Here is a 13,521-nt window from a genome sequence, read left to right as displayed (position 1 = left end):
TCATCTGGTAATTCAAAATGAATGCTCATTCATAACTACATGAATCACACGCCTATACGAGGAGGTAATCATGGTAAGAAAAGTTAGAAAGGCTGCAGTCATCGGGTCCGGAATCATGGGGGGTGGAATTGCCGCCCTGCTTGCCGGTGCCGGCGTCAAAGTGCTGCTCCTGGATATTGTTCCCTTTGATCTGAAAGACGAAGAAAAAAACGATCCCCAGGCCAGGAACCGGATCGTCAAGGCCGGTCTGGATGCGGCCCTGGCATCATCACCCTCGCTCTTCTTCAATAAAAAGGATGCCGGTCTGATCTCCATTGGCAACCTGGATGACGATATTGAAAAACTGTCCGAGTGCGACTGGATCATCGAAGTTGTGGTTGAGAACTTAGGAATCAAGCGGGACCTCTTCACCAAGGTCGACAAGGTCAGGAAACCGGGTGCCGTCGTGACGACCAATACCTCGGGCATCCCCCTGAAAGACATCAGTGAGGGGTTCTCCAAAGAATTCAAAGAACATTTCATGGGCACCCATTTTTTCAATCCGGTCCGGTACATGCACCTGCTGGAGCTCATCCCCGGGGAAGACACCCTGCCGGAGATCCTCGAATTCATCGCCACCTTTGGCGAGAAAAATTTAGGAAAAGGCATTGTCTGGGCCAAGGACACCCCCAACTTTGTGGGCAACAGGATCGGGATCCAGGGTATCGGTGCGGTCATGAAATTCATGGCCGATGCAGACATGAGTATCCCGGAGGTGGATGCCGTTTTCGGTCCGGCCCTGGGCCGCCCCAAGACCGCCATCTTCAAAACCTGCGACCTGGTCGGCCTGGACACCATGATGCACGTATGCAAGAACTCCTATGAGCTCTGCCCGGAAGATGAACAGCGGGAAACCCTGGTTCTCCCCGAATTCGTGGAAAAAATGGCGGAAAAGAACCTTCTGGGAAACAAGACCCAGGGAGGATTTTACAAGACCGAACTGACCCCTGAGTGGAAAAAACTGAGAAAAGTGCTCAACCCGGCGACCCTGGAGTATGAAGACCTGGTCAGACCCAGTTTCCCCTGCCTGGACAAAGCCAAAAAGAAAGATTCCCTGCCGGAAAAAGTAAAAACCGTTCTCAATGGAGATGACAAGGGCGCCAAATTTGCCTGGACCATCGCGGCCAACAACTTTCAGTACGCCGCCTGCCGGATCCCCGAGATTGCAGACACCATCGTTGAAATCGACAACTCCATGAAGTGGGGCTACAACTTTGAAATGGGTCCCTTTGAGCTCTGGGACACCTACGGAGTGGCCGAAGCCGTGGAGAGGATGACCGCAGAGAACCTGGAGGTGCCGGCCAATGTCAGGGAGATGCTGGACAAAGGCTTTACCTCCTTTTACAAGCTTGAAAACGGGATCAAGTACTTTTACGACTTCGCCTCCAGTGACTACAAGGCCGTTCCGGTCTCCAAGACCATGGTCTCCATTGCCGCGGCCAAGGGCAACAACAAGACCGTTATCGAAAATGCTTCCGCCAGCCTGGTGGATATCGGGGATGATGTATTCTGCATGGAATTCCACACCAAGATGAACGCCCTGAACGAAGAGATCGTGGATACCATCGCCCAGGCCCTGGAATATGTGGACAAAAACGGAGCCGGCCTGGTCATCGGAAATGAAGCCGGCGGCATGCCCGGCGCCTTTTCCGCAGGAGCCGATCTCTCCTTTGTCTCCAAACTCTGCCACGACAAGAAGTACACCGAAATCGAGGCTTTCCTGAAAAAGGCCCAGTCTGGAGTCCAGGCAGCCAAATATGCCCCCTTCCCGGTTGTGGCAGCCCCCTACGGCATGGTCCTGGGGGGAGGATGTGAAACCTGCCTGGGCGCAGACCGGATGGTGGCCCACTCGGAACTTTACATGGGCCTGGTTGAAATCGGCGTGGGCCTGCTGCCCGCCGGCGGCGGAACCATGAACCTGTGGAAAAAATATGTCAATGCCCTGCCGGGGAAAACCGCCAAAGAAGTGGACCTGGCCAAGCTCTTTGTACCGGCTTTCATGAAGATCGGCATGGCCGCCGTGTCCATGTCCGCAGCCCAGGCCAGAGGCAACGGCTTCCTGGGGCTGGCAGACCGCATCGTGTTCAACCGGGACAACCTCATCGGTGAGGCCAAGAAAGAGGTCCTGAAGATGGTGGACGACGGCTATGTCCCCCCGGCCAAGCTTCCCCTCAAGGTCATGGGAAATGCCGGACAGGGCATGGTCAACGCGGAGATCTTCAACATGCTCAACGGCAAATTCATGAGCGAGCACGACGCCTTCCTGGCCAAGCGGATCGCCTATGTCATGAGCGGCGGCGACGTAAAGGTCGGCAGTGAAGTGGCCGAAGAAACCATCCTGAAACTGGAAAGGGACGCCTTTGTGGACTTCTGCAAAGAGGACAAAACCATTGCCAGGATCGACCACATGCTTACAACCGGAAAGCCGCTTAGAAACTAAAGGAGGCCATAAAAATGAGAGACGCATATATCGTACAATCGGTCCGGACCCCGGGCTGCAAACAGAAAAGAGGCCAGTTCAACCAGACCCGGCCCGAAGAACTTGTTTCCTTTATCATGAAGGCTGCGGTTGAGAAAACCCCCAACCTGAAACCCGAACATTTGGAAGACGTCATGGTGGGATGTGCCTTTCCCGAGGCGGAGCAGGGCCTGAACCTGGGCCGGATCGCAGCCAAGATGGCCGGTTTCCCCGACTCTGTTTCCGGGGCCACGGTCAACCGCTTCTGCGCCTCCGGCCTGGAAGCCATTGCCCTGGCCGCCTCCCGGGTCCAGATGGGCTGGTCGGAAATCACCATGGGCGCCGGATGCGAATCCATGACCTTTGTCCCCATGGGAGGCAATCTGCCCCGCCCTCATCCTGAGTACTCCAAGACCGACCCGGAGATGTACATCTCCATGGGCATCACCGCCGAGAACGTGGCCAACCGCTACGATGTCAGCCGGGAAGACCAGGATAAATTTGCCTCGGACTCCCAGGCCAAGGCGGCCCGGGCCCGGGACAACGGACTGTTCACGGAAATCGTTCCCACCCCGGCCTTTAAATTCGTGGAACAGGCCGACGGCACCTGGAAAAAGGAAGAGTTCATTGTCAAGCATGACGACGGGATCCGGGAATCCACCCCGGAGGGACTGGGCAAGCTGAGAACGGTCTTTGCCGCCAACGGCAGCGTGACCGCGGGCAACTCCTCCCAGACCACGGACGGGGCTGCCGCCACCATCATCGCCTCCAAGGAAAAATGCGATGAACTGGGTCTGACCCCCATTGCAAAACTCGTCACCTATGCCACCGTGGGCTGTAAATCCGATGAAATGGGCGTGGGCCCGAGATATGCCATTCCCAAGGCCCTGGAACAGGCCGGACTGACCATCGACGACATTGACATCTACGAGATCAACGAGGCCTTTGCCTCCCAGGCCATTTACTGCATCCGGGAGCTGGGTCTTGAAAAATACATGGACAAGATCAATATCCACGGCGGCGCCATTGCCCTGGGCCATCCCCTGGGATGCACCGGAGCCAAGCTCACCGCCACCTGCCTGGCCAACCTCAAAGAGGTGAACGGCAAATACGGAATTGTATCCATGTGCATCGGCGGCGGCATGGGCGCAGCTGCCATCTTTGAACGGGTATAGGCCTCCCAGCCCTTTACCCTGTTTGGTTGGAAAACGGCTTCTCCATTTTGGGGAAGCCGTTTTTAACGTCTAAGGCTCTTATCTTTCAAGAAGAAAACGCTTGTATATCTGATAATGCTCGGTTTCCCGGTATCCGATTCGTTGCACCGGGCTGTGATCGAAACTGAAGATCTCCGCATCTTTGCAGGCCAGCAAAATCGGGGAATGGGTGGCTATGATAAACTGGGCATGCCCGGCTTTTCCGTTTTCACGGAGAATCTCCAGCATTTCAAGCTGACTTCTTGGGGACAGGGCGGTTTCCGGCTCATCCAGAAAGTAGATCCCCTTTATCTTATAACGGGAACGAAAATAGGACATCATGGATTGTCCGTGGGACTGGGAAACCAGGGACTTGCCTCCAAAATATTTCAATTGCCCGGGATCCGAGGCCGCCCAATTATCGACGATTCTCCTGAAGTCGTTAAAGATTTCCGAACCGAAATAGGATCCGGGGACCTTTCCATCTGCCCACTCCAGGGTAATATATCTGAACAACTCTTTCTCATAGGGATTGGCCTGGTAGCGCATGCCCCCATCCTTCCGCCAGATATGGATACCGCCTGCAAGGGCGATGGCTTCCAGAAGGGTGGACTTTCCCGTACCATTCTCTCCCACGAAAAAAGTGACCGGAAATCGAAATGAAATTTGCCGGGTCTGATTGAAAAGCGGTAAAGAGAAGGGGTATTGGCAATCCGACGGATACTTTTCCGGGTGGAGTTCAACACGGGTGACGTGTTTGCTCATTTTCTCTCTTCTCTCCATGCAGGCTGATTTTCAATCTTTCCGTTAATTTAGCCCGGATATTTACGGACCTCTCTAAATAGAAATATCAACCCATTGGAATCCAGGCAAGAGATTTCCCGTACCAGTGGATTTGACTCTCTCTCATATCCCCGGAAATTTAAAATTTCCAAGGGAGACGGGATATTGTCACCGATCCTGGGGTATAGCCGGTGCACCAAGGTCTTGGGGCCTGACAGTGGGCTCTTCTGTCCGGCCCAGGATAAACACCCCGGCCAATGCCATGATTGTTCCGCATATGCCAACCGCTGTTATGGATTCATCCAGCACCCAAACCCCCAGAACAGTGGCAATCACCGGTGACACATAGAGCCACCCGGAAGCAAATACAGGCCCTGCATCCCGGACCAGGATAAGAGCTGCGGTATGGCCGAAGATGGACCCCCCGATGACCAGATAAAGAAAAGGCCAGAAAGCAGCAGAAGGAAACTGCAGATTCTCTGTCCCCAGGGCAATCCCCAAGAGAATGATTCCGCCCACAAAGGCCTGTATGGCGCTAATCAGAACCGGATTCTCCTCATCCGAGAAAAGAAGGGGATAAAGCACATTTCCTGCCGCATAAAAAAGAACGGTTCCCGCGGCAGCGATCAAATATACCGGCTCGGCCCGGGCTGCCGGGGAGGCAATGAGAAAGGTGCCTGTGGTGCCGAGAAAAAACGCGGCAAAGTGGGCCAGGGAAAGTCTCTTCCCTAGAAACAGGACGGCAAACAGGGCGGTCACCAGGGGGCCGGAGGCATCGAACCGGGCCATGAATCCCGAATCCACCCGGGTCTGGGCGATAAACATGCATCCAAAGCTTCCCACGGTCATGAAAAGGGAAAAAAGAATCCCCCGGCCCGCCAGGGAACGGATCGACGCAAAGCTTGCCCTTTTTGATAAAATTAGAACAGTTAAAAGAATTCCTCCGGCAGTGGTAAACCTCAGGGCAGCATAAAACAGGGGGGAAGCCCCGGCCTTTAAGCCAAGGCTGATGGCCAGAAATGTACTGCCGAAAAGGGTAGATACCAGAATAAACAAACCGTATATTTTTTGATTCCCCATGATTCACCTCCTGGAGAACAAAATAATACTAGTCTGATTTTGGGTACAGATACAATTTGATATTTTTTTATGGGTACAGTAATATAGATGCATGAAAAAATACCAAGCCCTGGTCCGGCGCATCCAAACCGATATTGAATCCGGCATCCTCAAGGAGGGGGAACGCCTGCCTTCCATCAGGGAAGAGGCTGGCGCCTCCGCAGTTTCAATCAATACGGTGCTCACCGCTTACAATATTCTTTTAGATGAAGGATTGATCCGGTCCCGGGAAAGAGGGGGATACTATATTCGGGCAGGCGCATCCGATCTGACAGGTCATGGGATCGGCCGGGCGGTTCCCCCTTCCCAGAGATATGCGGCAGCGGCAAGGGAAACAGGAGAGCGCCTGGACCAGCTTTACGAACGGCTTCTGCACATCGATGCCAGCTTTGCCTCGGCCGCGCCGGGACCGGATCTCCTTCCTTCCGGCCACCTCCACGAGGCTGCCGCCGGATTGAGCCGGTCCTGGATGGGATATGGCCATCCCGAGGGAGATTACGGCCTCAGAAAACGGCTCGCCGTAACCAATGGGGAAACCGACGGACCGGCAACTCCCGATGACATCGTTATCACCAATGGGGCCACCGAGGCCATGACCATTGTTTTACGGGCATTGCTCCGCTCGAAAGACACGATTGCCCTGGAGTCCCCCACCTATATGAACTTCTTCCGGCAACTGGCCCCCATGGGGGTTCAACTGGTGGAAATCCCGGTGGGACCGGACGGAATGGATCTGGAAATTCTGGAGGAAGAGCTGATCAAAGGAAAAATCCGGATGATCATTGCCCAGCCCAATGTTCAGAATCCCACTGGAATAACCATGAGCGACGGCAAAAAAGCAAGGCTTGTCGCTCTGGCCGAAAAATACAGCGTCTTCCTTGTTCAGGACGATGTCTACGGAGATCTCTTTTTCGGACCCTTCCGGCCCCGGAACCTGACATTCTATTCAGATGATCCCGGGATCATCCTGGTCTCCTCCTGCTCCAAAACCATATCCCCGGGACTCAGGGTCGGCTGGATCCGGTCCCGCCACTATGCCGGGATATTTACAGAGGAAAAACTGCGCACATCCATGGATACCTGCCGGGTGGCCCAGGCTATTCTGGGTTCATTCACCGGCACCACGGCCCACCGCCGCCATCTCCGGGCCCTGAGAAAAGCGCTGAACTCCCGCATTGACAACCATATTCAACGACTATCCAAAATCCTTCCCCAGGGAAGCCATGTCCGGCGGCCCAGCGGCGGCTGTCTTCTCTGGATCACCCTCCCCCCCCATATCGACGCGACCGAGGTGTTTGAGCAGTCCGCAGGCAAAGGCCTGATCGCCGCCCCCGGAGACCTGTTTTCAGCCAGCCGGTTTTTTAACAACTGCATCCGCCTGAACGCAGGCAGAAAGCTGACCAAAGACCGTTCCGAGGCGCTTGCGGTTCTAGGGAAGTCCATGCGGTAAGAAGGAGATTATAGACGATATAGGGAGTCCGGTCCGGGTTGAGGCCAGTTCCAGCGTACTTCAAGGTTTAGATTAGAATAAGAGTGCCTGTTTTTACTTTTTAGGGCATTAAATGTTCATAAATATTAACAATAGTGTGGGCTTCTATACCCTGCATTTGGAAAATTTCATTTTTAAGATAGTCTGCGGTCAAAAGGATTTAAGATACCAATACAATTTGGAACGTCAAGTTAATTCCCCCCTCTCTCTCGGCAAATGCACATATTTCTATAAATCTTTTCATGACTCACCTCTTGCGTTGTTGGATGTCGATTGCTTTCTTTATCCAAACTACAAGAGTGGTGGCTCTATGTCATTTCAATATGTTGGGTTGCGGGCGCAGCCCGCGTTAGAATTATAATTTCTTTTCTTCGGACCGTCCGGTAATTCTCCAGCACTTCGATTCAGGACAGATTTCGGTTTTCCGGGAACACTCCTTCGTCTGTTATCCCACCCAGGACAGATCAATACCCGTTGAGGACATCTCCCTTTTCTAACGATCGTAATCGTGATTCCATCCGCTTGTTTTCAGCCAGTAGCAGAAATTGAGGCTGAGGAGGTTGGCGTGTGAAAAGCGGAGTGGCTTGTCGATTACTGACCTGTTTTTCCTTCCGCGTAATGCAATATGCGGTGATAAACGTTTTTCACGCATTTCACGTTTTTTAAAACGGTGGTTACACCGGGAGGGATCATTGATTGTTATGGAAGAAAATACCTGGGGTGCAAAACTCAAAAGAACTGTTGGTGCCTTTTTCAAAGTTGACCCACGTCGGGAAGGCGAGTGCAAAAACTGCGGGGCATGTTGTTCTCTCCCCGTTCGCTGCCTTTTTCTGCGTAACGGCAAAGATGGCAAGGCCTTTTGTTCAATTTATTATCTTCGCCCCCCTAATTGCCGAAAATACCCTCGCACCAATAAGGAATGGATCACCAGAGACGTTTGCGGATTTCATTTTTCAGATGAAATCACTTCATAGCGCAGAAGAAGTGCGGGCAGAGGTACTTCGAATGCGACAGACGGGTGTCAATGAATAGACTTGAAAGCAGAAAGAACCGTTTCAAGATAACTCCTGCTGATGGGAAGCGTGTAATCGTTCACTGACAGGCTTATAGAGTAATTATTGCTGCTCTTGTCGATCTTTGAGGCGTAGAGCAGGTTAACGATATGGGAGCGATGTACCCTGTAGAAAGGAGGTGATGGCAGCTCTTCCGTCATTTGGGAGAGCGGTTTGCGAACCATTAAACATTCCGGCTCTTTTTCATTGAAATAGTAGATATCCAGATAATGCCCGTCGACAGAAATATGCGAGATAGTGGATGGGTAGATTTTATGGTAACTGCCATCAGCTTGCATCATCAGAGGCTTTTCCGACTGCTCATGAGATTGGTTTTGGGATCGTGTCCGGTGATCTTCCATAATCTTATTGGCTTTTGCCACCAGCCGCTCAATCTGATGTTTTTTGTTTTCCCGGTAGAGATAGACACAAAAAATCAGGCACGCATATGGAAAATGACGCAGGTAATAGGGCCAGATCTCCATTTCCCCAGAAAAATGGAGCGATTTCTTGAGGATAAAGAGAATAAAAATCATCAGCGTATAAATGATGATAAAACAGGTTGAGTAATATCTCAGTGATCTGTTCCGGGGACCGTGTTGTGGCTGTGCCAGCAACGTTGTTGTTCCCCAGAAAATAAGCCAGCTTAAAAAGAGCGAAAAACCGGCAAGGAAGAATTCTAAAATATCTCTCTTAATCTGGCTGGAAGAAGAATTGAAATTGAAAATGGCAAAATAAAATATGGAAAATATTAACAGGAGCATAAGCCCGCGGGATACGATCTCGCGTGAATCAATCTGCGGCATGGGCCTGTTCCAGTAGTTCTGTAAAAGCTTGATCATGTCAGGATCTTGATAAGATAATGAAAACGAACTCTCTGAAATGCATGTGGGTCTCCAATTGCGGTGATGGCTTGGTTCTATAAGGAGCTTTCATACCATAGAGAAGCTGTTAAATAAAGGAGTAATCCACCGGTTTTACTGGTGGGTCCCGGCTAAGCTAAGCAAGTAAGTTGGTGGTAAAAAACTGAATACCTCCGTATCTTCCGGAGTTGGCGACTCGGAAGACGTAACTAAAGGAGGTATTCAGTGGTTGTAAATAACCGGAGCAAATGCAGCCCAGCGGAATTTGCATCCGAGTTAATTTGCTTTGTTAGGCATCTTTTTATTTTTTATCTGAAATCCTAAAGATGAATATTCAGGTTCAATGACCGATTTTTTTGGAGCGATGCCAAGTGATCCTGCCACGATATTGTAGACACTCAGTTACGCCTCTATAATGCAAATTACAGAGGAATAAACATGAGTTCAAAACCCAGAAGAACATATGATCGAGATTTCAAACGGAATGCAGTTTTACCGTGCGCTGAACTGGGCAGATCAGTTCCAGAGGCGGCAGAAAAACTGGGGGTTGGTAAAGACCTGCTTTATCCCTGGCGCCGCGAATATCAGGACTTTTATCATGGGGTCAGGTAACGAGGCGGTACATGCTTTGATTCCAGGGCCTGATCTTTATAGGCTGAGGGGGAGATTCCAGTGAATTTTTTAAAGGCTTTGTTAAAAGCTGATTTGGAGCTGAATCCCTGTTCAAAGGCAATTTCCAGAATGGTTTTATCATGGTTTTGAGGATTTTGGATTTCAGATTTTACAGCCTCAATGCGGTAGCTGTTGATAAAGGCCTGAACATTAAGGCCCAAAAGGGTGTTCACGGCATCGGAAATGGTCCGTTCCGGAAGGCCCAGATCCTGGGAAAGGGAGGCAAGGCTGAGAGTTGATCTTTTGTAAGCCTTGTTCTGAATCATATGTCTCTGTAATCTGCTGCAGCAGGATTTAAAGGCTTGCAACTGGTCCGGGCTGCTGTCAGGCAATCTTTGATTTACAGGTGCATTTTGTCCAGGGGGATTTTCCATCTGCCCAAAGACAGTTCGGGCCATTTTTAGAAGGGTGTCCATGTCCGGGTTCTCTTTTGGATTCTCAAGGAGAATCGCCTTATCCCTGCCCCCTGGAATCACCATTAAAGCGGATGGATGGTGGGAAAAAAAATAGGCTGGATCAAAAAAATCTTCTTCTGAATCTTCAGCTGTGGCCCTGACCACGGTATCGGCTGCCACGGCAAAGGTCAGCATTTTATAGGGGAGGTCCCCAAAGGCAGTTGGATAATGAATCTCCCCGTCTGCAGCCTGCACCCTGGTTTTCCATTGCAGGGCATCAAGGGTCACAGCATGGACTGACCTGGCCTGGCTGATACTTCCCATGGACAAAAGGCTGGTTTCAAGGGGGGGGGCATCCCCGGCCAAAGGGGAACTGATAACTGACTGGGACGGGCCGGAGTTTCCCATTGCGGTTTTCTCAGTCTCCTTGGCAGCCCTCTGATCGGTAAGAAGGGCATTAAAAAGGCCGGGCTTATATGACAATCCCCACTTTTGAAAAAGGGTTGTGGCGCTTTTAAAATAGTCATCTGCCGTGTCTTCCTGGTTCAGGCTTTGGGCGATGCGTCCCAGTTTTTCATTTACCAATCCTTTTTCATACAGGGCATCAGGGCTTTTATCCAGGGCTTTGTCTGCCATTTCAAACAGATGCCGGGCCTTGTGAAGATGGCCCTGAACCCTGAATTTTTCTCCCCGGGCAATCAAATACTTATGGCCGTATACCCTGGGATTGTGTTTGGCACACCATTTAAGGATTTTTAAGGCTTTGGCTGCTTTCTTTGGATTGCCGGCATTCATCTCCACCAGGGCTGCCATGAAATAAAAATGATAATAGAGGGGCGTTCCTGCCACATTCTCAATAATCTGATCAGCTGCACGTTTCAGCTCATGGGCTGCATCCATATCCCCGTAAAGAAAAGCAACGCAGAACGTGTAAAATGCCTGCTGAAAGCTTATGTCCATATCCGGTAACAGGATCTTCTCTAAATAATCCGCCCCAAACTCCCATGGCCGCATCCTTCCTTGGCGCAGGTTACCAAGAACCTTCAGCCGTATGGATAGTATACGGTCTCCATATTCAGATTTCATACCCGGTTTCAGCCCGGCGATTTGCGCTAAAACATCATCCAGGGGGGCACCGGCGAAAAAAATGTGGTCCGCATATAAAATCGTCTGGTATTCATAATATTCATGGTCTCCGGTCTCAAGGCAGATTTTTTGTCCCTCTTTATACGCCCTGGCAGCCTCATCCACGGACAGGTCCCAATGATCCAGGAAAAAGTTGGCCAGCATGATTTCTTTTCCGCTCAAAGAATCGCTCCCCCATTCCCTGGCAATCTTCCGTGCCGCTGAACTAAATTTTTTCCCCCATGTCACAGAATGGGTGAGATGGTTTAAGACCATGCCAAAGGTAATATACATGGAGGGGGTTTCAGGGGAATGACCATGTAAAAGGCTGAACTCAAGGGCTTTCGCGGTCATGTAAGGCAGATGTTTTTTCGGAGAAAGATTATAGCAAACCGCACCCAGGGCAGTCATAACCTTTACAATCTGGCGGTTTTGACCGTTGAGAGCCATTTTTTTACCTGGTTTGGACAACCGCTGTCCCCAGACCAGAAGGAACGTTGTTTTGAGGATGGCAGCAGCGATGCGGAATATGGACGGATTCTTTGGGATCTTGATTCCCAGTTGCCCCAGGACCTCAATTCCTTTGGCCATGGCCGCTCCCAATTGATTTGAGGCCTGGAGGCAATAGATTTGTGTAATCCCTGCGGTCAGGCTGTCTTCAACCCGGATTACCTGCTCATTCACAGTCTTGCAGAATGCCTGTGCCGCCTTAAAATCCCCTGAAAGATAGGCAGATTCAGCACAATGATTAAAAAAGGTGAGGGCCAGATCATAGTCTTCTTTCCAGATGTCGCCTGGATAATGGTCTTTGCCCTGGCAGAACCACTCATGGGCCTGGGCATAGGCGGTCTGTTCCCTTGCCTTTTCACCGGCGTTTAGAAAGTGGCCCGCCATGGTCTTCTTTAGGCTGGCATCCTCAACCCTGTCACAGAAAAAACCATAATGGTAGAGCAGGGTAAAAACCGATGGTTCTGGTATGGATGCCGGTGTTGATTTCAGAGTATCTGTTTTGGGTGACGCTAACGACAGGTAACAGAAGAGAAGCTTTTGGTGGATTTCAATTCTTTCATCCCCGGTGATGAGATTGTCCACAGCCTCAAGGATTTTGTCATGGGTAAAGCCGTATCCCCCTGGCGTTTTTTCAAGGAAATCCAATTTAACAGGCGTCCACAAAAGGGTGTCTATTTTTTCCAGAGAGAATCCAGTGGCGGCCGCCAGGATCCAAGCTGTTATGTCCTTATGGCAGCAGGCGCCATATTTGAGCAGTGTCAGGGCCGCAGGCTTTATCCGCTTGAGCCGGGATAGAATCAGGTCAGCCACATTCTCGCAGATCTCCAGGGCATTTACAGCGTCCAGGTCCCAGGCCCACTCCCCGTGGGACAGCCATACAACGCCCTGATTCAGAAGGTCTTCCACCATTTGAATCAGATAAAAGGGATTGCCCCGGGTCTTTTCAAAACAAAGGTCTGAAAAGGGGGCCAGGTTTTGCCGGGTATCCAGCCGATGCCTGAGATAGGCTGTAATATCCCGCTTGGGCAGGCCTTTGAGTTCTATGATACGGCAGGAATCAAGATTCTGGAAGGTATCCACCGTCTTTAAGAGCAGGGGCGGTGTTGTGGTTTCCAGGGTGCGATATCCAAAAATGAGCATAACCCCCTGTATTGGCGGTGCCAATGCCAGATAATCAAGGAAACCATATGATGCAGGATCCAGCCATTGGATGTCGTCCAGGAAGATGACCAATCCCTTGAACCGGGGCGATAGCAATTCAATGATGCGATAAAGAAGGGTGTTCAAAAAAGAGGGGCTGTCATCCAGATTCTTTTCAAGAGAAGGGGGGGCCTTGATGAGGAATTTTAGGGCCGGTACAATGGAAACTGCAGTTTCCACATCCTTTCCAAGCCCCTGGCAAAGGATGTGGGCCATGGCGTCCATGTCCCTGGGATGCTCGGCAATAACTCTCTTTACCAGCATGTTCAGGACTGATCTCACAGGGGCCAGGGGGATCTGGGACCTTTTCAGGTCAGACTTGGCAAATACAAAACAGCCCTGATATGCTTCCGCAGTCAGGGCAAACTGCCGGACAAGACAGGTCTTGCCCACCCCTGCAGGTCCGCTGACCAGGACCTGGCAGCTGTTCCCCTTTCTAACCCTTGAAAAGTCAGATGCAAGCTTTTTGCCTTCAATGGTCCTTCCAGAAAACATGTATTTTTTTACATTGTTTTTGTATTTTTTCCCAAGCTTTTTTTAAAAACTTCAAAGCACCCAAAGCCTCGCCTGATCCAATCCTCTGAAATCAAAAGGAATTATTTATTTTTCCCATGGTGTCGAAT

Annotated in this window: 9 protein-coding genes; 5 read left to right on the top strand and 4 right to left on the bottom strand. The window is 50.9% G+C overall.

Annotated elements, in window-relative coordinates; translation table 11 throughout:
* Positions 1 to 70 precede the first annotated feature (70 nt).
* Both F608_RS0115900 and F608_RS0115895 read left to right on the top strand, forming a co-directional pair.
* Positions 71 to 2,479 (top strand): 3-hydroxyacyl-CoA dehydrogenase/enoyl-CoA hydratase family protein, encoded by a 2,409-nt coding sequence (locus F608_RS0115900; RefSeq protein WP_022666642.1) that lies wholly within the window; start codon positions 71 to 73, stop codon positions 2,477 to 2,479.
* A gap of 14 nt (positions 2,480 to 2,493) precedes the next feature.
* Positions 2,494 to 3,672 carry a thiolase family protein gene (locus F608_RS0115895; protein ID WP_022666641.1) on the top strand — a complete coding sequence of 393 codons (1,179 nt, stop codon included), beginning with the start codon at positions 2,494 to 2,496 and terminating at the stop codon, positions 3,670 to 3,672.
* 78 nt (positions 3,673 to 3,750) lie between these two features.
* Here F608_RS0115895 and F608_RS0115890 read toward each other — a convergent pair whose 3' ends face one another.
* Both F608_RS0115890 and F608_RS0115885 read right to left on the bottom strand, forming a co-directional pair.
* Positions 3,751 to 4,455, bottom strand: a complete 705-nt coding sequence (locus F608_RS0115890; RefSeq protein WP_022666640.1) for an AAA family ATPase — start codon at positions 4,453 to 4,455, stop codon at positions 3,751 to 3,753.
* 186 nt (positions 4,456 to 4,641) lie between these two features.
* On the bottom strand, positions 4,642 to 5,553 hold the full coding sequence (locus tag F608_RS0115885; RefSeq protein WP_022666639.1) for a DMT family transporter: 912 nt from the start codon (positions 5,551 to 5,553) through the stop codon (positions 4,642 to 4,644).
* Between the two features lie 91 nt (positions 5,554 to 5,644).
* Between F608_RS0115885 and F608_RS0115880 the strand changes: the two genes are divergently transcribed.
* Both F608_RS0115880 and F608_RS0115870 read left to right on the top strand, forming a co-directional pair.
* Complete coding sequence (locus F608_RS0115880; protein WP_022666638.1) at positions 5,645 to 7,042, top strand: aminotransferase-like domain-containing protein; 1,398 nt, start codon at positions 5,645 to 5,647, stop codon at positions 7,040 to 7,042.
* Between the two features lie 735 nt (positions 7,043 to 7,777).
* On the top strand, positions 7,778 to 8,113 hold the full coding sequence (locus tag F608_RS0115870) for a hypothetical protein (RefSeq protein WP_022666637.1): 336 nt from the start codon (positions 7,778 to 7,780) through the stop codon (positions 8,111 to 8,113).
* Here F608_RS0115870 and F608_RS0115865 read toward each other — a convergent pair.
* On the bottom strand, positions 8,103 to 8,939 hold the full coding sequence (locus tag F608_RS0115865) for a LytR/AlgR family response regulator transcription factor (RefSeq protein WP_027362813.1): 837 nt from the start codon (positions 8,937 to 8,939) through the stop codon (positions 8,103 to 8,105). The two genes, F608_RS0115870 and F608_RS0115865, sit on opposite strands and share 11 nt — an antisense overlap.
* A gap of 495 nt (positions 8,940 to 9,434) precedes the next feature.
* On the opposite strand from F608_RS0115865, the gene F608_RS35835 reads away from it, so the two are divergent.
* On the top strand, positions 9,435 to 9,608 hold the full coding sequence (locus F608_RS35835) for a transposase (protein WP_084681173.1): 174 nt from the start codon (positions 9,435 to 9,437) through the stop codon (positions 9,606 to 9,608).
* Here F608_RS35835 and F608_RS0115860 read toward each other — a convergent pair.
* A complete protein-coding gene (locus F608_RS0115860; RefSeq protein ID WP_022666635.1) occupies positions 9,593 to 13,393 on the bottom strand; it encodes an AAA family ATPase in 3,801 nt (1,266 codons plus the stop codon). The two genes, F608_RS35835 and F608_RS0115860, sit on opposite strands and share 16 nt — an antisense overlap.
* Positions 13,394 to 13,521: the final 128 nt, after the last annotated feature.

This window comes from Desulfospira joergensenii DSM 10085 (assembly GCF_000420085.1).
GTDB lineage: Bacteria > Desulfobacterota > Desulfobacteria > Desulfobacterales > Desulfobacteraceae > Desulfospira > Desulfospira joergensenii.
This window is presented reverse-complemented; position numbering and strand designations above follow the sequence as displayed.

Excerpts from the sequence above, each read along its gene's own strand:
- F608_RS0115860 (WP_022666635.1), bottom strand. The coding sequence starts at position 13,393 with ATGTTTTCTGGAAGGACCATTGAAGGCAAAAAGCTTGCATCTGACTTT.
- F608_RS0115895 (WP_022666641.1), top strand. The coding sequence starts at position 2,494 with ATGAGAGACGCATATATCGTACAATCGGTCCGGACCCCGGGCTGCAAA.
- F608_RS0115885 (WP_022666639.1), bottom strand. The coding sequence starts at position 5,553 with ATGGGGAATCAAAAAATATACGGTTTGTTTATTCTGGTATCTACCCTT.
- F608_RS35835 (WP_084681173.1), top strand. The coding sequence starts at position 9,435 with ATGAGTTCAAAACCCAGAAGAACATATGATCGAGATTTCAAACGGAAT.
- F608_RS0115890 (WP_022666640.1), bottom strand. The coding sequence starts at position 4,455 with ATGAGCAAACACGTCACCCGTGTTGAACTCCACCCGGAAAAGTATCCG.
- F608_RS0115865 (WP_027362813.1), bottom strand. The coding sequence starts at position 8,939 with ATGCCGCAGATTGATTCACGCGAGATCGTATCCCGCGGGCTTATGCTC.
- F608_RS0115880 (WP_022666638.1), top strand. The coding sequence starts at position 5,645 with ATGAAAAAATACCAAGCCCTGGTCCGGCGCATCCAAACCGATATTGAA.
- F608_RS0115900 (WP_022666642.1), top strand. The coding sequence starts at position 71 with ATGGTAAGAAAAGTTAGAAAGGCTGCAGTCATCGGGTCCGGAATCATG.